The 17,240-nt window shown below is 58.6% G+C and carries 17 protein-coding genes; 3 read left to right on the top strand and 14 right to left on the bottom strand.

Going from position 1 to position 17,240, the window contains the following annotated elements:
• Nucleotides 1-44: 44 nt before the first annotated feature.
• The 5 genes from ACQR35_RS10075 to lysS all read right to left on the bottom strand — a co-directional run bounded on the left by ACQR35_RS10075 (nt 45) and on the right by lysS (nt 6,374).
• Nucleotides 45-1,334 (bottom strand): ISL3 family transposase, encoded by a 1,290-nt coding sequence (locus ACQR35_RS10075; protein ID WP_430268232.1) that lies wholly within the window; start codon nt 1,332-1,334, stop codon nt 45-47.
• A gap of 254 nt (nt 1,335-1,588) precedes the next feature.
• A complete protein-coding gene (locus ACQR35_RS10070) occupies nt 1,589-4,081 on the bottom strand; it encodes an ATP-dependent Clp protease ATP-binding subunit (protein WP_430267700.1) in 2,493 nt (830 codons plus the stop codon).
• 109 nt (nt 4,082-4,190) lie between these two features.
• Nucleotides 4,191-4,523: a histone-like nucleoid-structuring protein Lsr2 gene (locus ACQR35_RS10065; RefSeq protein ID WP_430267699.1), complete on the bottom strand. Its 333-nt coding sequence runs from the start codon at nt 4,521-4,523 to the stop codon at nt 4,191-4,193.
• Between the two features lie 112 nt (nt 4,524-4,635).
• Entirely contained in the window at nt 4,636-4,851 is a 216-nt protein-coding gene (locus ACQR35_RS10060) for a hypothetical protein (protein WP_430269948.1), read from the bottom strand.
• A gap of 2 nt (nt 4,852-4,853) precedes the next feature.
• On the bottom strand, nt 4,854-6,374 hold the full coding sequence (gene lysS, locus ACQR35_RS10055) for a lysine--tRNA ligase (RefSeq protein WP_430267697.1): 1,521 nt from the start codon (nt 6,372-6,374) through the stop codon (nt 4,854-4,856).
• Between the two features lie 54 nt (nt 6,375-6,428).
• On the opposite strand from lysS, the gene ACQR35_RS10050 reads away from it, so the two are divergent.
• Genes ACQR35_RS10050 through ACQR35_RS10040 form a run of 3 tightly spaced genes read left to right on the top strand, consistent with a single transcriptional unit; the run spans nt 6,429 to nt 9,061 of the window.
• On the top strand, nt 6,429-7,298 hold the full coding sequence (locus tag ACQR35_RS10050) for an alpha/beta fold hydrolase (protein WP_430269947.1): 870 nt from the start codon (nt 6,429-6,431) through the stop codon (nt 7,296-7,298).
• A gap of 9 nt (nt 7,299-7,307) precedes the next feature.
• Nucleotides 7,308-8,180, top strand: coding sequence for an alpha/beta hydrolase (locus ACQR35_RS10045; protein ID WP_430269946.1), 873 nt, complete (start codon nt 7,308-7,310; stop codon nt 8,178-8,180).
• Between the two features lie 47 nt (nt 8,181-8,227).
• Nucleotides 8,228-9,061: an alpha/beta fold hydrolase gene (locus ACQR35_RS10040; RefSeq protein ID WP_430269945.1), complete on the top strand. Its 834-nt coding sequence runs from the start codon at nt 8,228-8,230 to the stop codon at nt 9,059-9,061.
• Nucleotides 9,062-9,204: 143 nt separating this feature from the next.
• Here the strand turns inward: ACQR35_RS10040 and ACQR35_RS10035 are convergent, their stop codons facing one another.
• The 9 genes from ACQR35_RS10035 to folP all read right to left on the bottom strand — a co-directional run bounded on the left by ACQR35_RS10035 (nt 9,205) and on the right by folP (nt 17,236).
• Nucleotides 9,205-10,689, bottom strand: a complete 1,485-nt coding sequence (locus tag ACQR35_RS10035; protein WP_430269944.1) for an MDR family MFS transporter — start codon at nt 10,687-10,689, stop codon at nt 9,205-9,207.
• Between the two features lie 165 nt (nt 10,690-10,854).
• Nucleotides 10,855-11,736 carry a pantoate--beta-alanine ligase gene (gene panC / locus ACQR35_RS10030; RefSeq protein ID WP_430269943.1) on the bottom strand — a complete coding sequence of 294 codons (882 nt, stop codon included), beginning with the start codon at nt 11,734-11,736 and terminating at the stop codon, nt 10,855-10,857.
• Nucleotides 11,726-12,652, bottom strand: coding sequence for a Rossmann-like and DUF2520 domain-containing protein (locus ACQR35_RS10025; protein ID WP_430269942.1), 927 nt, complete (start codon nt 12,650-12,652; stop codon nt 11,726-11,728). Before ACQR35_RS10025 ends, panC begins: the two co-directional genes overlap by 11 nt.
• On the bottom strand, nt 12,645-14,252 hold the full coding sequence (locus ACQR35_RS10020) for a PH domain-containing protein (RefSeq protein WP_430269941.1): 1,608 nt from the start codon (nt 14,250-14,252) through the stop codon (nt 12,645-12,647). Before ACQR35_RS10020 ends, ACQR35_RS10025 begins: the two co-directional genes overlap by 8 nt.
• Nucleotides 14,249-14,761: a PH domain-containing protein gene (locus ACQR35_RS10015; protein ID WP_430269940.1), complete on the bottom strand. Its 513-nt coding sequence runs from the start codon at nt 14,759-14,761 to the stop codon at nt 14,249-14,251. Before ACQR35_RS10015 ends, ACQR35_RS10020 begins: the two co-directional genes overlap by 4 nt.
• Nucleotides 14,742-15,272: a DUF3180 domain-containing protein gene (locus tag ACQR35_RS10010; RefSeq protein WP_430269939.1), complete on the bottom strand. Its 531-nt coding sequence runs from the start codon at nt 15,270-15,272 to the stop codon at nt 14,742-14,744. Before ACQR35_RS10010 ends, ACQR35_RS10015 begins: the two co-directional genes overlap by 20 nt.
• Before the next feature lie 27 nt (nt 15,273-15,299).
• Complete coding sequence (gene folK / locus ACQR35_RS10005) at nt 15,300-15,824, bottom strand: 2-amino-4-hydroxy-6-hydroxymethyldihydropteridine diphosphokinase (RefSeq protein ID WP_430269938.1); 525 nt, start codon at nt 15,822-15,824, stop codon at nt 15,300-15,302.
• Nucleotides 15,821-16,225, bottom strand: coding sequence for a dihydroneopterin aldolase (folB, locus tag ACQR35_RS10000; protein ID WP_430269937.1), 405 nt, complete (start codon nt 16,223-16,225; stop codon nt 15,821-15,823). The genes folK and folB overlap by 4 nt, the downstream gene beginning before the upstream one ends.
• A gap of 105 nt (nt 16,226-16,330) precedes the next feature.
• The gene (folP, locus tag ACQR35_RS09995) at nt 16,331-17,236 is read right to left on the bottom strand and encodes a dihydropteroate synthase (RefSeq protein WP_430269936.1); all 906 of its coding nucleotides are present in this window, start codon (nt 17,234-17,236) and stop codon (nt 16,331-16,333) included.
• Nucleotides 17,237-17,240: the final 4 nt, after the last annotated feature.

Genomic DNA, 17,240 nt, shown 5'->3' with positions numbered 1-17,240 from the left:
CGGCTCTTCACGGTTCGTGGTGAATGTTCTGCCGTGGTGAATGTTCATGCCGCTGTTCTGGCGGCACTGCGCAACAGAATACGCGTTTTGTAGTTGCGTGCGTTGGTGAATCCGCGGCCTGTCCTTTTTATGTGCTTGATCGCGGTGTTGTTAGCTTCCACTTTCGCCGTTGTCGCGCCGGTGACAATGAGGACTTCAATCTCTTGCCACCACCGGCAGACCGTGCGCCAGAGCCGGTTCGTTTCCGGCTGAGCGGCGCGTTCGACCAGGGCCTGCAGGCGCTCTTTCGCGGCGGCCGCGTCGGCAAGGGATCCGGTGGCGAGCAGCGTCCGGAGCTGCTCTTTGACCAGCCATGCGGCCTGCAATTTTCCGGTGGCGTCGTCGGTTGCGAACACGGTGCTGAGCCTGTTCCGGGCCCGGTCAGAGAGTGATTCCCCGGCGCGCAGGAGCAGGCGCCGGTTGGCCCAGACCGGGTCGATGGAACGTCCCCGCCGGCCATGGACCTGCTGGGTGAGACGTTGCCGGACCTCGGTGAGCATGTCGTTGCCGAGCTTGACGAGGTGGAACGCATCGACCGAGACCGCGGTGCGAGGGAGCCACATCCGCAGGGCCTTGCGGAACGCGGCGGAAGGGTCGATCGCGACGACCTGCACGCCCAGACGCCACTGAAGCGGGCGGGCGAACAGCCATTCTCCGACGCCCTCACTGTCGCGGCCGTCCACGATCCCGAGCACCTGGCCGGTGTCCAGATCAACAATGGTCGTCATCCAGGGTTCGTAGCGTTTCCAGGCCTTGGTGGAAGGGTCGCGGAAGAACCGCACGGAACGGTAGCGGTGTTCATCGATGCCGAGCATCCGGGGTGCCAGGGCATCAACATCAGGCAGGGTCAGCGCCGCGGAATCCAGAGCCCGCTGGACCAGCCACCATGAGACACCGAACGAGGAGGCCGCTTCCGCGGCGGCCCTTCCGGATCCAATGACGGCGGCCACGAGGGCATCGCGGAGCCGGCGGGTGGACCGAGCGCGGCGCGGGACCTGGGCGGTCTCCTCGGCGAATGTCCGCCGCGGGCAAAGGTACTCATCGCAGAAGAATCTCCGCTTGGCCCAGATCACTTCGACTGGGCCGGCGACAGGGATGTCGCGCAGACGTTGTGGGCGGCGGGAATGCACGCGGGTGCTGATCACACCACAGGATGGGCAGCCGGACTCGGCAGTGGCTTCAACGCTGACCCGTCGCTGCCCGAAAGTGAGGATCTCAGTGTCTGTGACGCGGTAGTCGGGCAGGTTGAAAATGGCGGTGGCAGCATCGGGGCGCGGGGAAGTAGGCTCGATCAAGGCTCGTAGCTCCTGACTCTTGATGAATGCGTAGAGAACATCCATCACAGCAGGGCTACGAGCCCTTCAGCTTTCAAGACACGGAACCCGTTTCACCACGAACCACGGAGAGCCCTGTAAGCACGGCACCTTGTATATGGCTACCCAGAACCTCCCAGATCGCCAGGATTTCGCCATCGGTGAAACGACTGTGCCTCCCACACCAGATGGTGTGGGAGGCACAGTCGTTTGCATCTAATTAGGCGCTATTTCGCCTAAGCGGACGGTGCGATTTCCGGGATCCGCGGCTTGGACATTCCAGCGAAAGTGAACTTTGCATCGTCACCTTCACCCTCGACATCCACCAACACAATGTCACCAGCATTAAGCTCGCCGAAGAGGATCTTCTCAGAGAGCTGATCCTCAACCTCGCGCTGAATGGTCCGGCGCAAGGGGCGGGCGCCCATAGCGGGATCGTAACCCTTGGTAGCCAACAGAACCTTGGCGGCAGGGGTGAGCTCGATGCCCATGTCCTTGTCCTTCAGGCGTGCCTCGAGGCGGCCAACAAACATGTCCACGATCTCGATGATCTCGTCCTGGGTCAGCTGCGGGAAGACCACAACATCGTCAACACGGTTCAAGAACTCGGGCCGGAAGTGCTGCTTGAGCTCCTCCGTCACACGGGCACGCATCCGGTTGTAGCCGGTCTGAGTGTCAGTGCCGGACTGGAACCCGGTCATGACTCCCTTGGAAATGTCGCGGGTACCAAGGTTGGTGGTCATAATGATCACGGTGTTCTTGAAGTCCACAACACGGCCCTGGGAATCGGTCAGGCGACCATCTTCGAGGATCTGCAGGAGCGAGTTAAAGAGATCAGCGTGAGCCTTCTCAACCTCGTCAAAGAGAACCACGGAGAACGGACGACGGCGGACCTTTTCAGTCAGCTGTCCACCTTCCTCGTAGCCAACATATCCGGGAGGTGCACCGAAGAGACGGGAAACGGTGTGCTTCTCCGAGTACTCAGACATGTCCAAGGTGATGAGAGCGTCTTCGTCGCCGAAGAGGAACTCCGCCAAGGCCCTAGCCAGCTCAGTCTTACCAACACCGGTGGGGCCGGCGAAGATGAACGAGCCACCAGGACGCTTGGGATCCTTAAGACCTGCGCGGGTACGGCGGATAGCCTGCGAGATCGACTTAATGGCGTCATCCTGACCCACCACACGCTTGTGCAGTTCGTCTTCCATCTTGAGTAGTCGGGTGGACTCCTCTTCGGTGAGCTTGAAGACGGGAATACCAGTGGAGTTGGCAAGAACTTCAGCGATCAGTTCTTCATCGACCTCGGAAATGTCATCCATGCCACCGGACTTCCAAGCACGCTCTTTTTCAGCGCGCTCGGCAATGAGCTTCTGCTCCTTGTCACGCAAGGAAGCTGCACCCTCAAAGTCCTGAGAATCAATGGCGGATTCCTTGGCCAACTTGAGCTCGGCCACCCGCTCATCCATTTCCTTGAGCTCCGGCGGTGCTGTCATCCGGCGGATACGCAAGCGTGCGCCAGCCTCATCGATCAAGTCGATGGCCTTGTCCGGCAAAAAGCGGTCAGAAATGTAACGCTGAGCCAAAGTAGCTGCAGCTGTCAGTGCACCGTCAGTGATGCTGACGCGGTGGTGTGCCTCGTAGCGGTCACGCAGGCCCTTGAGGATCTCAATGGCGTGTGCGACGTTGGGCTCAGCAACCTGGATGGGCTGGAAACGACGCTCAAGAGCAGCATCTTTTTCAATGTGCTTGCGGTACTCATCCAGAGTGGTTGCACCGATGGTCTGCAGTTCGCCACGAGCCAGCATGGGCTTGAGGATGGACGCCGCATCGATTGCGCCTTCGGCAGCACCGGCACCAACGAGTGTGTGGATCTCATCGATGAACAAGATGATGTCTCCGCGGGTACGGATTTCCTTGAGGACCTTTTTCAGGCGCTCTTCGAAGTCACCGCGGTAGCGTGAGCCGGCCACCAAAGAACCGAGGTCAAGGGTGTAAAGCTGCTTATCCTTGATGGTTTCCGGTACGTCACCACGAACAATCGCCTGAGCCAAACCTTCGACGACGGCAGTCTTACCGACGCCGGGTTCACCAATCAACACAGGGTTGTTTTTGGTGCGTCGCGAGAGGACCTGCATAACGCGTTCCATCTCGTGCTCACGGCCAATAACCGGATCAAGCTTGTTCTCGCGGGCCGCCTGCGTCAGGTTGCGGCCAAACTGGTCCAAAACTGCCGAGCCAGCGGGAGTACCTTCCGGCTGACCGCCACCCACACCAGCAGTGGCAGACTCTTTACCCTGGTAACCGGAGAGGAGCTGGATAACCTGCTGACGAACGCGGTTCAGGTCTGCACCGAGCTTAACCAGCACCTGGGCTGCAACACCTTCACCCTCGCGGATGAGGCCCAACAGGATGTGCTCGGTACCGATGTAGTTGTGGCCCAGCTGCAGTGCTTCTCGCAGCGAGAGCTCAAGAACCTTTTTGGCACGCGGCGTGAACGGGATGTGACCCGAGGGGGCCTGCTGACCCTGTCCAATAATCTCTTGAACCTGTTCGCGCACTGCGTCCAGGGAGATACTCAAGGACTCAAGTGCCTTAGCGGCAACACCTTCACCCTCATGGATCAGACCCAAAAGGATATGTTCGGTGCCAATGTAATTGTGGTTGAGCATGCGTGCCTCTTCTTGGGCAAGCACCACCACACGACGGGCACGGTCCGTAAATCGCTCAAACATTTCGCCACACTCCTAGCTACGACGTACCTCGATGCTACGTGGCTGTGTGGCCGAAATGTGGCGTGTTCGCCAGAGGGGAAATCCACTGTGGCGAACACGCACTAAATACTTAGGAGTTGGCTTGGTGATAAGCCTCTTGGATGTGCGCCTGAATACGGCCACGAGTGCTCACGGTGTACCCGTTAGCTTTGGCCCATTCACGAATCCGGGCGGTCTCCATGTTGCGCTGTGGGCCAGAACCATAGCGAGCACGGGGCGCTTTGCCCGAGGAGTCTTTGCGGGCTACGTCAACGTAGCGTGCCAAAGATTCACGCAATTCTGCTGCGTTGCTCGAGGACAAATCAATCTCGTAATGGGATCCGTCAAGGCTGAATCGGACTGTCTCGTCGGCTGATCCACCGTCGAGATCGTCGATCAAGATGATCTTTACCTTCTGTGCCATTTCTCAGACTCTCTATTGGGGGAATAGTGGCTTGAATCAAAAGCCCAGTAAAGTTTCGCCGGACGATTTAGACAAGTATCTCTGCAATATCCCTAACGAGTCAAAGAATAATCTAGTTCCCGGTTTTTTTAGCTTCCGCAGATAAATCCTCAGATCGCACAGATTCCACCGAAGATGGAGTGGAATTCGAAGCCATCGAATCAGCCTCCTGCTCAGCAGCCGCAAGCGCCTGACGTTCAGCACGATCAACGTTAAACAGAGCCCGCATGGCAAACCAGAAGATCAAGCCCACAACCAGTGAGGGAAGAATAACTGCCACGTACTCCATAATTAGCGCGCCTCAGGCTTGAGCAGTGGGAACAAAATGGTTTCGCGAATACCCGTTCCCGTGAAGAGCATCACCAGACGGTCAATGCCCAAACCGATTCCACCCATAGGCGGCGCACCGTATTCGAGAGCGCGGAGGAAGTCCTCATCCAGCTGCATGGCTTCGTCGTCACCGGCAGCTGCCATTTTCGACTGAGCCGTCAAACGCTCACGCTGAATAGCGGGGTCAATCAGCTCGGAGAATGCAGTACCGCACTCCATACCGGCGATGATCAAATCCCAAGCCTCAATAAGCCGGCCATCTGTGCGGTGCTGGCGGGCCAAAGGCTGCGCCGACGGCGGATAATCGTAAACATAAGTGGGATTAATAAGTGTTGGTTCAACAATTTCACCAAAAAGTTCCACAACAAGTTTTTCAGCATCCCATTTAGGATCAACACTGATCTCGTGAGTTGCTGCAATGGAACGCAAATCTTCGGCACTGGTGTCCGGCGTAATCTCCTGGCCAACAGCTTCTGACAAGCCGGGGTAGACGCTAAGCCACTTCCACTCGCCGTCGAGATTAATCTCGCCTGCCTCGGTCTTAATGACCCGGCCAACACCTGCAGCATCTGCTGCGTCAAGAATGATTTCCTTGAGTCGATCAGCCATCACAAACTGATCCGCCCAAGCTTCATAGCATTCCAAGGTGGTGAACTCGGGGCTGTGAGTTGAGTCCACACCCTCATTGCGGAAAACGCGGCCCAATTCATAAACGCGCTCAATACCACCAACCACAGCACGCTTGAGATAAAGCTCAGTTGCAATGCGCAAAGTCATTTTCTGATCAAAGGCGTTCATGTGCGTCTCGAACGGCCGGGCCGAGGCGCCGCCGTGAACAAGCTGCAAAATCGGCGTTTCAACTTCAACGTAGTCATGACGGTGGAGCGTATCGCGAACGGAACGGGTGACCTTGGCGCGGGTGTAGACCATTTCGCGTGCTTCTTCGCGCACCAAAAGGTCAACATAGCGCTGACGAACCCGAGTTTCCTCGTTCAGATCAGCGTGCAGCACGGGCAAGGGACGCAAGGCTTTAGAAGCCATGGACCAGGAATCGGCCATAACGGACAGTTCGCCACGGCGCGAAGAAATAACCTCACCCTTGATAAACACGTGGTCACCAAGGTCAACTAGCGCCTTCCAATCAGCGAGCGCTGCCTCACCGATGTTGGCCAAGCTCAGCATGGCCTGCAAGCGTGTGCCGTTGCCCTCTTGGAGGGTGGCAAAGCACAACTTACCGGTGTTGCGGATAAAAACTACTCGTCCAGCAACACCAACGGTTTCGCCCGAGGTTTGGTCGGCTTCGAGGTGACCGTATTTTTCCCGCAACTCGCGCAAGGAATGAGTCCGCTCAACACCTACCGGATATGCCTCGTCACCGCGTTCAATCAGCTTGGCGCGCTTCTCGAGGCGGATGCGCATCTGCTCGCTTGCGTCGGCTGGCTCGGCGGCCACGGCTGTGTTGGGGGTGTTTTCTGCAGTCACAGTCCCCAAGTTTACGGCAGTTGCCACCGGCCCTGTTGTGCCTACCATGGCGGGGTGAATGTTGAAGTAATTCAAGGGAACGACGACGCCACTCACCTCGAGCTGCACAGCTTCCTTCCGAGGGTGCCGCTAGAGGTGACTAATACAGCGCCCAGCCAGCAACCCGGCGTCGTACTTATTCACGGCACCGTGGTCACTGACCGGCTGTACTGGCCCTTCGCTAGGCGGCTGGCCCGCACCCTAGACCGCCCGGTGTATAGCTACAACAGGCGTGGACGCGGGGCCAGCTCTGGCCAACTAAAGGATTATTCGATCGCCGATGAAATCGCTGATCTGAAAACCGTGATGAATTACACAGGATCAGCCGACGTTTTGGGGCACAGTTTTGGTGGATTCGTAGCCCTCAGTGCCGCATTAGAACTGCCAATCCGCAGGCTGGTCACTTACGACGCAGCTGTCTCACTGGACGGGAATTTGCAGAGCCGTTGGCGCCCCGAATTGGAGGTGGACACGGCGTCCGGCAGGCTGGACCATGCTTGGGCCCACCTGGTCCAGGGACTGGGAACTGCCGGACCTATCTCAAAACTTCCGCTGAACATGCTTCGAGGAATCTCAATGCTGTCAGCGAAGACACCGCGTGGTTCTGAAATGCGTGCACTACTACCCACGGCGGTAGTGGAGATGCGCGCCCTGCTAAGAGCGGACCGAACAGCGGCAGATTTTGCAAACATCTCGGTCCCCACACTGATGCTCTCCGGCCAATTCAGCCCCGAGTACTTTGGCCAAACGGGGCTCGCTCTAGCCGCCGCCTCGCCTCTGATCACCTTCCGCACCATCCCCTTCCAACAACACGAAGGCCCCATCCGCCCCGGACCGGCATTGATGCGCAATGTGCGGGAATTTTTGGGCCCGGAGCTTACATAGGATGGTTCAGTGAAAGAACGCAAGCTCAACACCGACGACGGCGGCCTGCTCGCGCTCTACAGCTACGGCCAAGAAGACGCCCCCGGCGAGCGCCGTGTTGTTGTGGTGGGCGGGGCATTTCTGACCGCCTTGATCTACCGACCCTTCTCCATGGCCCTAGCTGCCGAACTGGACAAGATCACTGGCGAAGGCCGGGGCTGGGCCGTCGATGTGTACGATCGCCGTGGTCGGGGTGGTTCCAGCGAGCAGCCTGATGACTACTCGATGGAAACAGAAATCAGCGATCTCCGGCTGGTTCTAGAAACCACCGGTGCCCACAACATTTTTGGCCACTCCCTCGGTGGGGCTGTTGCCTTGAACGCCGCGCAGCGATTCGCCGGAACGCCACTTGAACCGGACCGTTTGGCCGTTTACGACGCCGCCGTGAACCTTGACGGGGATATGGACGTTTCGTGGCTGCCCAGTTTTGAAAAGGCAGTCAACGACGGCGACGTGCGGCGCGCCTTGGCCCGGCTCCGCAAAGGTATGCAACCGGCGAGCACACTTTCCCGCGTTCCCGAGCCGATCTTGGTTGGGCTAATGGCCGTGGTTTCACGGACCAAGGTGAACAAAATGTTCGGCCAGTTGATGCCGAGCGGTGTGGGTGAGCTCAAAGCAGCAATCGGTGTCAGCAACGTGGTGGAAGATTTCGCCGTTTTGCCCAAAACCACACGTTTCTTTGTTGGTGCCAAAAGTCCGTCCTATTACAAAGTCACGGCAGAGAAGTTACATCAAAGCGTCCATGGCAGCGGGCTACAGGTTTCGCCCAAGGGTGTCCACGGTTCCATCCCCGCAGCTGTCAAAGTGCTCGTGAGTGACATCGCAAAGTACTTCGCCGCCTAAGCCTCAGCGCATAGCCCTTCCACAGCTAAAACAGCTAGGCTCAAAGCATGACCCGCGAGATGATCACCACCACCGACTCGGCCGCGCTGGAACTGTTCACCACCGGCGCCGAATTTCGCTCCAATGGTCCGGGCGTCGTCGTCGTTATTGGTTCAATGGTGACGGCCGCTGACTACAGCAAGTTTTCGCACAAACTCAGCGCCGCCCTTGAACGTCCCATTCATACGCTCAACCGGCGTGGGCACGGGGCCTCCTCCGCGCAGGCTGCGGATTACACGCTAGAACGCGACATTCAAGACCTTCAAGTGATTCTTGACCACACCGGTGCCACAGACATTTTTGGGCACAGTTTTGGTGGCGGGCTGGCCCTGCACGCCGCCCGCACTGTCCCAGTTGATCGGCTGGCTGTTTACGATCCGGCTGTCTCCGTCAATCACAGTGTTGTGGCCCCATGGATTCCCGAATACGAAAAGGCCACGGCTACCGGAGATCTGGATAAGGCTGCAGCCATTGCGGTGAAGGGCCTGGACGCTGGTGGGGCTGTGTCCCGGATGCCGCTATACATGCTCTCCTTGGCCAGCAAGATCACAGCGAACACACCTCTGGCCAAGCAGATTCGTGAGCAGCTGCCCAACGGTGTGCGAGAAATCAAGGCGCTCATTGCTGCGGATATGCCGGCCGAACCGTTCTTGGAACTACCGCTCGAGACGCTGATTATGGTGGGGGAAAAGAGCCCCGCGTACTTCGGTGTGGCGTGCGGGCAGATTCACGATGTTCTCTCCGGATCCAGCTACTCGGTTTTGGACGGTTACGGGCACGACGGCGTTAATCGCGCGCCGGACAAACTCATCACCGAACTTGCTGAGTTCTTCGCAAGCTAGTTCCGCTCGCCCTCCCGCGCAGCATTTCCCTCCCGCCGTCATCCAGCGCACGCCCTCACCCAGCGCCGAGTGGGCACTTGACGCGGGTGTTTACGCCAAACATGCGCGTTAAGTGCCAACTCGGCGGGAAAAAGAGGCGGGTACTAGTGATGCGCTGCGGCGGCTGCGTTCGCTGGGTCGCCAGTGCGGCGCATCATCACCGAGAGGATCACTGCCACGACGGCGATCAGCGCCGCTGTGAGGAAGGCAGCCTGGGTGCCCACCACCAGATTGCCTGACGCTGCAGAAGCAATGGCGAAGATCGAGACCAGCAACGCCGTCCCAGCAGCACCAGCCACTTGCTGCAAGGTGCTGATAATTGCCGAACCGTGGGAATACAGCGCCGGCGGCAAGGGGTTGAGCCCGTTAGTGAAGGCCGGCGTAAAGATCAGGGCTAAAGCAACATTGAGTACCGTCTGAACAATCGCGATCCACCACAGTTCAGTGTGATCGGTCAGCATCGAGTACTGCCATAGGGACAACACCATAAGAATCGAGCCGGAAATCGTGAGCGGCTTGGGCCCGAACTTGTCATACAAACGCCCAATAAATGGCCCCGTAAGCCCCATGGCCAACCCACCCGGAAGCAGAAGCAAGCCGGTGGTCAGGGTGTCCACGTGCAGCACGCGCTGAAGGTAGATCGGCAGCAAAATGACCGAGCCAAACAGCGCGAGCATGGCCACCACCATCAATAGAACCGAGACTGTAAACATCCGGTAGTTGAAGGCGCGCAGGTCCAAAAGGGGTGCGTCGTGCTTCTGGAGGCGCAACTGACGCACGACAAAAAGGAGCATGCTCACCACTCCGATGGCCAAAGCGGTCACTGCAGCGACGGACACACCTGTTGACCCGGCGTCGTGGTTTCCCAGCTGACTAAGCCCATACACCAGGCCACCGAAGGCCGGAACGGTGAGCAGCACCGAGAGGGTGTCCAGCTTTTGCTGACCGGTCTCCCCCACGTTCGTGAGGAATTTGGCGCCAATAATCATTGCGGCAATGGCGATCGGCAGCACAAAAAGGAAGATAAAACGCCACGAGAAGTTGGCCAAAATGAGCCCTGAAACGGTGGGGCCAAGGGCCGGTGCCACCGAGATAGCGATGGTGATATTTCCCATCACCATCCCGCGTTTGGACATGGGCACCAGCGTCAAAATGGTGGTCATCAGCAGCGGCATCATCACGGCGGTTCCGGCAGCTTGAATCACACGCGCGACCAACAGCATGGCAAAGCCCTGGGACACTACGGCGAGCGCCGTGCCAGCGGTGAAGAGGCCGATTGCGAGCAAAAACGCCTGCCGGGTACTGAGGCGTTCCAGAATGAATCCGGTGGTGGGGATTACCACGGCCATGGTGAGCATAAACCCGGTGGCGAGCCACTGAACGGTGCTCTCATTCACTGACAGATCGCTCATCAGGTGCGGCAGGGCAACGTTGAGGATTGTCTCGTTCAAAATGACCACAAAAGTAGCCACCAGCAAGGTGACAATCACCGTGACGGACTGGCGCGAAAGCTTGTCCGTCTCCGGGGAATCGGCGGCAAGTGCGACGGCGGGTGGCTCGCTTTGCGCTTGCGGGGCGGAGTTAGACATAGGTGACCTCAGATGTGTTGGTGCGAGAGTTGCGCTGGCGGTGACGCTTTTTTGGAGGGGAGACATGCGCCAGCGCGTGCGGGGATATGAGCTTACAACTGCGAAAAAACGTGACTATTCCCGCCACTACCGAGATCCTTTCTGCGCCCGCAAGCGCGGCATTGTTTAGGAGCTCAGCGGCACGTTGTCGATCAGACGTACCGGGCCCACCCGGGCAGCGATGATGGCTAGGCCTTCGCCGCGGAAGGGGGTGTCTTGGCAGTTCTCCGCGAGCGGCTCCAATGTGGCGGGATCCACCACCTCGAAGTAGTCCAAAGCCACCCGAGATTCAGATTTCACTAGAGCTCGCGCTGACTCAAGGTCCAAGGGTTCGTGAGCAAGTGCTCGCGACTCAATCAAACGAAGCGCCCGGGAGAGCACCAGAGCCGCCTCTCGCTCTTCATCGGACAAAAAGCGGTTCCGGCTCGAAAGCGCCAGTCCGTCAGCGGAGCGGACAGTGGGTACCGCCACAATCTCCACGGGGAAGTTCAAGTCAGAGACCATCCGCCGAACAAGACTCAATTGTTGGGCGTCCTTTTGACCAAAATAAGCCCGGTACGTCTGCGCAAAGGAGATCCCGTAGTGCAGCAACTTGGCAACGATGGTCAGGGCACCGTCGAAGTGGCCGGGACGCGAGGCGCCCTCCCACTTTTCCCCGAGTTTGCCTGAGGTGATCCGAATGAGCGGCTCCCCACCGGGGTAGACCTCATCCACGCTTGGCGCGAAGACCAAGTCCACGCCCTCCGCGTCCAAAAGCTCTAGGTCAGCATCCAAGGTGCGGGGGTAGCGGTCCAGATCTACTGCATCACCGAACTGCAAGGGGTTTACAAAAATTGTGGCTACTACAACGTCATTCGCGGCAACAGCGGTGCGGGCCAGAGTGGCGTGGCCTTCGTGAAGAGCACCCATGGTGGGCACCAGTCCCAGCGAGCTACCGCCCTTTTCAGCCAAGAGCTCGCGGCTCGCGGCCCGCAGTTCCGCCGCTGTGGTGACTAACTTAATGGCCATCGAGGGGCCCTTCCTCACTCTCCGGGAGATGCCCGGGTTCTAATGCCTTTTCTAGCTGCGCTAATTGGTCCTGACGCAAGATTCCACGGTCCGCACCACGGCGCGCCGTGGCATCCGCCATCGCGGTGTATGCGGCCAAAATGTCTCCCGAATGGCCGCCATCGTGATCCCGCAGTGCGCTGACGTGAGCCTGGACTGTGCCCACATCTCCACGCGCAACCGGACCGGTCAATGCGCCCTCCCCGGAAGCCAAAGCATTCTCCAACGATGCTCGCAGAAGCGGTCCCAGCATACGCTCTGGGTTCTCTACCCCCACATCACGCAGAAGCTGGGCCGATTGGGCAGCAAGAGTCACCAAGTGGTTGGAACCGTGCGCCAATGCAGCGTGATACAGGGTCCGGTCAGCCTCAGCGATTGCCACCGGCTCGGCTCCCATCTCCACCACCAGTGCTTGGGCAATGGGCAACATGGCCGGATCTGCAGTAACACCAAAAGTGCAGTCCGGGAGCCGGGCCAGATCAAGGCTCAACCCCGTAAACGTCATGGCCGGGTGGATGGCAAGCGGAACAGCCCCTGCGGCACGAATAGGAGCCAAAACACTTACCCCAAAACGCCCAGAAGTGTGCGCCACAAGCTGGCCCGGCTGCCATGCACCAAGCTTCGCGAGGCCCTCCACCAAAGGTGCCAAGGCGTCGTCCGGCACTGCTAAAAGAACCAGCTCGGCGCGCTCCACTATTTCCTGGACCTCAAGAACGGGGACGCCAGGCAAGAGGTTCTCAGCCCGCTCGCGGCTCGCTTCAGAAACCGCTGAAACACCGACGACGGCGTGCTCGGCAGCCCGTAATGCCGCACCAAGGATGGCACCAACTTTGCCTGCGCCAATAATGCCCACGCCGAGGCGTCCTGGCTTAGCCATGGTGATTCTCCTGCTGAGTTTGTGGCGTGAGCCAGTGTTCGTTGTGTTGTCTGCCCCTGGCCTCGCGTGCCCGGCGGGCCTGCTGCTCAAACAACTCTTGCCCTTCACGGAGACTGGCTTGAAGTAAGCGTGGCGTCACCGGTCCGGGGCTTGTGTGCAGGATCAAATCTACAAGCCCAAAGCGACGAGCCAAAGGTCCTTGCACCAGGGCCATGGACTGGGTGCGCTCGTGCGGGACCAGCACTAGGGTTCGCCACAACCGGCCAGAACGAATCAGCAGGGCGGAGTCAATGACAGCGAAACCATTGCGACGGTACGCCAGTGGAGAGAGAAAGCGAGCCTGGCGGGGGGAAGTGCGGAAAGCAGCGGGCTCCGAATTCTGCCTAGTCTTGGGCGTCAAACCCATCAGCCCTGCTCCAAACACTCCAGCTTGGTGAGCGTCCATGCCGGGCACAACTAAGGCGACCATTGCCATTACTTGGCCTTGAGTTCCTACGGGCAAAAGCAGAGTCCGCTGGCCATTTTCGCCCTCCGAAGAAGCCCCATAGCCGGCCACATTAACCTGAATCCGGTACCAGCCAAAGAGTCGCCACAAGGGTGATTGGGAAACTTTGAGGGCTTGAATTCGGCCCGGTGGCACGGTTTGTGTACGAGTGTCCAGAAGCCCATAACGCAAACGAATTCCATCCATGGACCAGCTAGCGACGAAATTGAATCCCTTATTGAACGCGCTCCAATAGGAAGCACCAATACCTAGAGCGGCCGGGATCAAATACAGATAAAAAGCGCCAGATTCGGTGAGTACGCTCAAAACCACGGAGGCTGCGGCACCCAAAAGCACACCAACAGTGGCCTCGGAAATCACAATGGATCCCAAGAGTCGCCCATGGGGAACCGACAGAACATGGCGTTCCGCGAGCTGGGGCGTTGAAGACTGGGGCGTTGAAGACACGGGCGTTGAAGACACGAATTCCGAAGACTCATGCGGAACTGTCGCTTGCGTTAAATCCCCTTGCGCCGGGCCCGAGGCAACGGACTTCGAACCTGCAGCCTTCAAACCTGCAGCCCGGGCCAAAATAGTTGCCCGTAGTTCCTTGGCGTCCTCAAGCTTCAAAAATGACAGTTTCACCGCCGATTGCCCCGCGTCGGCCACCTCAAAACGCAACTCGGCCAACCCAAAAATTCGCGCCAAAAACGGCTGCACAATGTCGATCGCCTGAACGCGGTCTAAACGTGCCTGACGGCTTTGCCTGAACAAAATTCCGCTATTTATCCGCACATGATCGGCCCCCACCTGATACCTAGTGGTCAGCCAGCTGAGCACAAAACCAAGCAGGAAAAGCAGCAGCAAAACCCCGCCGATTACTGCAATCCGCGCCAACCGGCCGGAAGCAATATCCGCCTCATCCCACGCTGGGCGTCCCTGCACTAGCCGTTCAAGAACATCCCGGCCCACAAAGTACAAAACGGCAGCCAAACCAACCCAGCCACGTACAAAAGGTGAAGCCGGGTGCACACGCTTCCACTCGTCGTCGTACGTGTTTGCACCGGGGTCAGGGTCAACGCCCGGCACAGCGTTCACACCTCGGCCGAACTTCACAGTCCGGCCAGGCGCGCTTCGCCGCGAGCCGACAGCTGCTCACGTAGCCGTGCGCCTTCGGAGGCTGGAAGACCTGGGATCTGGGCGTTTGTGGACGCGGACGCGGTGTGAAGTTTCACGGTGCACAGGCCCAAAACCCGGTCAATTGGCCCCACGCTGACGTCCACGTACTGCATCCGCCCGTACGGCACCACCATGGTTCGTTGGAAAAAAATACCTTGCCGGATCAGCAGATCATCATCCCGCTCGGCATAACCAATGGCCCTGACTTGGCGCGGAATCAGCAGTATCCGCCACACACACAGCACCAAGTACACTGCCGGAACCGTCACAGCAACCCACAATGGTGGCCACTGCCACCAGCCCAGCTGCACCAGAAGCAGTGGGGCGCTAAGAATGGCCAGAAAGATTAGGCTCGAAATGGCCAAACCAAGAATGCGCACACGAACGTACTTGGGAGAAACGCGCGTCCATACAATTCCTGGCGGATCAATCGGCTCGGCTGGCATACTCCCCCTCATTTTTGGGTTTGGGAACACGTCCGGAACTTGATGCATCGCCGCCACCGCTGGGCGTGTCATCCTCCGGGGGAACGCGGCAAAATCGCTCCACCACCAAGCCAACCGCCACCATCACTAAACCTCCGCCGGCCATTATCAACCCCGACCAGACGTTCGCCTGGCCACTCGAATATGCCAAAAACCTCAACTGATCCAGCACAATACCGGCGTGCCAACCGAACAAAACAGCGCCAGCATACGCCGCTGCTTGGGCCAGCAGCAAAGTCCGGGCGGCCAAGATCGGATCCAAGCGCGTTTTGGACGGATTGTTCTTCCACCGCAAAATCCGCAGGCCCAGTATGAGGGTCAAAGCAGCGATCACACCCACCGTTATTAGGGCGCTTAGCGGTAGCAGCGGGGTGGAGAAACTGTACTTGGCGGCCATCAAGGAAACCACCCACGCCACAACGGCGAGCGCACCAGCGATCGCCACAAGAACTATAGGACGGATGGACTTCATAACTACATACTCTCCGCTTGTTCCGAGTTAAACAGCCCCGGCAGGCTGGGATTCGTATCCATCAAACATTTCAATGTCAGCAAAATCGGAAGCCTTTATGGCCAGTTCACTCACGCTTTCGCCACCGAGTTCCGCACCCGGGTCCATCAGCGCCCACGGGTACAGAACAAACGCCCTCTGGCTAGCGCGCGGATGCGGGATGGTCAGAACCGGATCATCGCTGACAACGTCGCCGTAGACCACAATGTCCACATCCAAAGTGCGCGGACCCCAGTGAACTTCACGAACCCGCAAATGCTTAGCCTCAACCTTTTGGCAATGTTCCAACAGCTCATACGGGTCGAGGGAAGTCTCAATTCCCATCACCATATTCAAAAAGTTAGGCTGCCCCGCAGGACCACCCACTGCCTTGGTTTGAATGACCGGGGAGACATCCGTCAGACGAACCTCCGGCCGGTCCACAAGGTCAGCCACAGCTGCGGCAAGCGTGTCATTACGCTCACCAAGGTTGCTGCCCAGCGCCAATACAGCACGCGTCAACGGTCGGTTCACTTTGAGTCCTTCACGTTTTTTGCCACAGGTTCAAGCCCAAAATCAGCTCGTGTACGGTTCACGCTCACTGCCACGTCACCAAAGGGCACCTCAATAGGCGCTTTGGGCTTATGCACCGTTACGGACACACCGTCCACCGAATAGTTCTCGAGCAGATCCTTAGCGATCCGGACGGCAAGGGTCTCAATCAGGTTCAACGGCTCACCCGTGACCATGGCCTTGATGCGCTCCGCCACTTCACCGTAATGGGCCGTCAGGGTCAGATCATCGGTTTCCGCCGCGGCCGTGAAGTCGGTGTACAGCTCCACATCAACGAGGAAGGGCTGTCCGCTGCGGCGTTCAAAATCAAAAACGCCGTGATGTCCGACGGCGGCAATGCCGCTGAGCGAAATGGTATCCATGGTCTCCGGCTCCCAGTAGTCGCGGGCTAGTCGGCGGTTTTTGCCCACCGGCCCCGATTCAAATGTCAGTTTCCATGACCCCGCCTAGCGGGACACAAGGCTTGTTTAGCCGCGCAAAAGCGCGGCTACTTTTACAGCGTCAAGGTTTGCGACGACGTCGTGCACGCGAACAGCCCACGCACCGTTGGCCGCGACGACGGCGGTAATGGCCGCGGTCCCGTGATCACGTTCAAGCGGCTGCGCAGCTTTGCCCGAAGTCTTGAGCAGGCTGCCAATAAAACGTTTGCGGGACGCAGCCACCAAAACGGGGTGGCCCAAAGCGTCCAAGGCCGAAACGTTGCGCAGCAGCTCCCAGTTCTGCTCATCATTTTTGGCAAAACCCAGGCCCGGATCAACAATGAGCTGCCCTGGCTGCACACCGGCGGCGTAGAACTTCTCACGCACTTCGGTCAGCTCTTGGACCACCTCTTGGGTGAGGTTCTCATAGTTGGCCAGGGAATCCATGGTGGCGGCGTTCCCGCGGCGGTGAGTGAGGATATATGGAGCCTTGCTCGCTGCCACCAGCTCGATCATTTCCGGCTCAACTGTCAACCCAGAGATGTCATTGATGATTGCAGCACCAGCATCCAAAGCGGCTGCTGCAGTGGACGCATGAGTGGTGTCAATACTGACCAATGCGCCAGCCTTGACCAGCGCCTCAATCACCGGCAAAACACGGGCTTGCTCTTCTTCAGGGCTCACTGGCTCAGCATTGGGCCGTGTGGACTCTCCGCCAACATCCACAATGTCAGCGCCGGCGTAGAACATTCGCAGCCCGTGGGAAATTGCCGAATCTGCGGTGCCGTGCTGTCCGCCGTCGCTAAACGAATCCGGTGTGACGTTCAGGATGCCCATAACAAGTGTCCGGTCCGTGGGTAGGTCTTTAAACTCGGCCCTGGGCCGGGGTTTACGTAGCACGGGAAGGGGGCTAGTTGCCGGACCCGTTCCGGGTGCTGCAGCGAGTGAATCCATGCTT

It is taken from the genome of Pseudarthrobacter sp. J1738 (assembly GCF_050490315.1).
Lineage (GTDB): Bacteria > Actinomycetota > Actinomycetes > Actinomycetales > Micrococcaceae > JBNPEO01.
The sequence above is the reverse complement of the archived record's forward strand: the minus strand, read 5'-3'. Positions and strand labels throughout refer to the sequence as shown.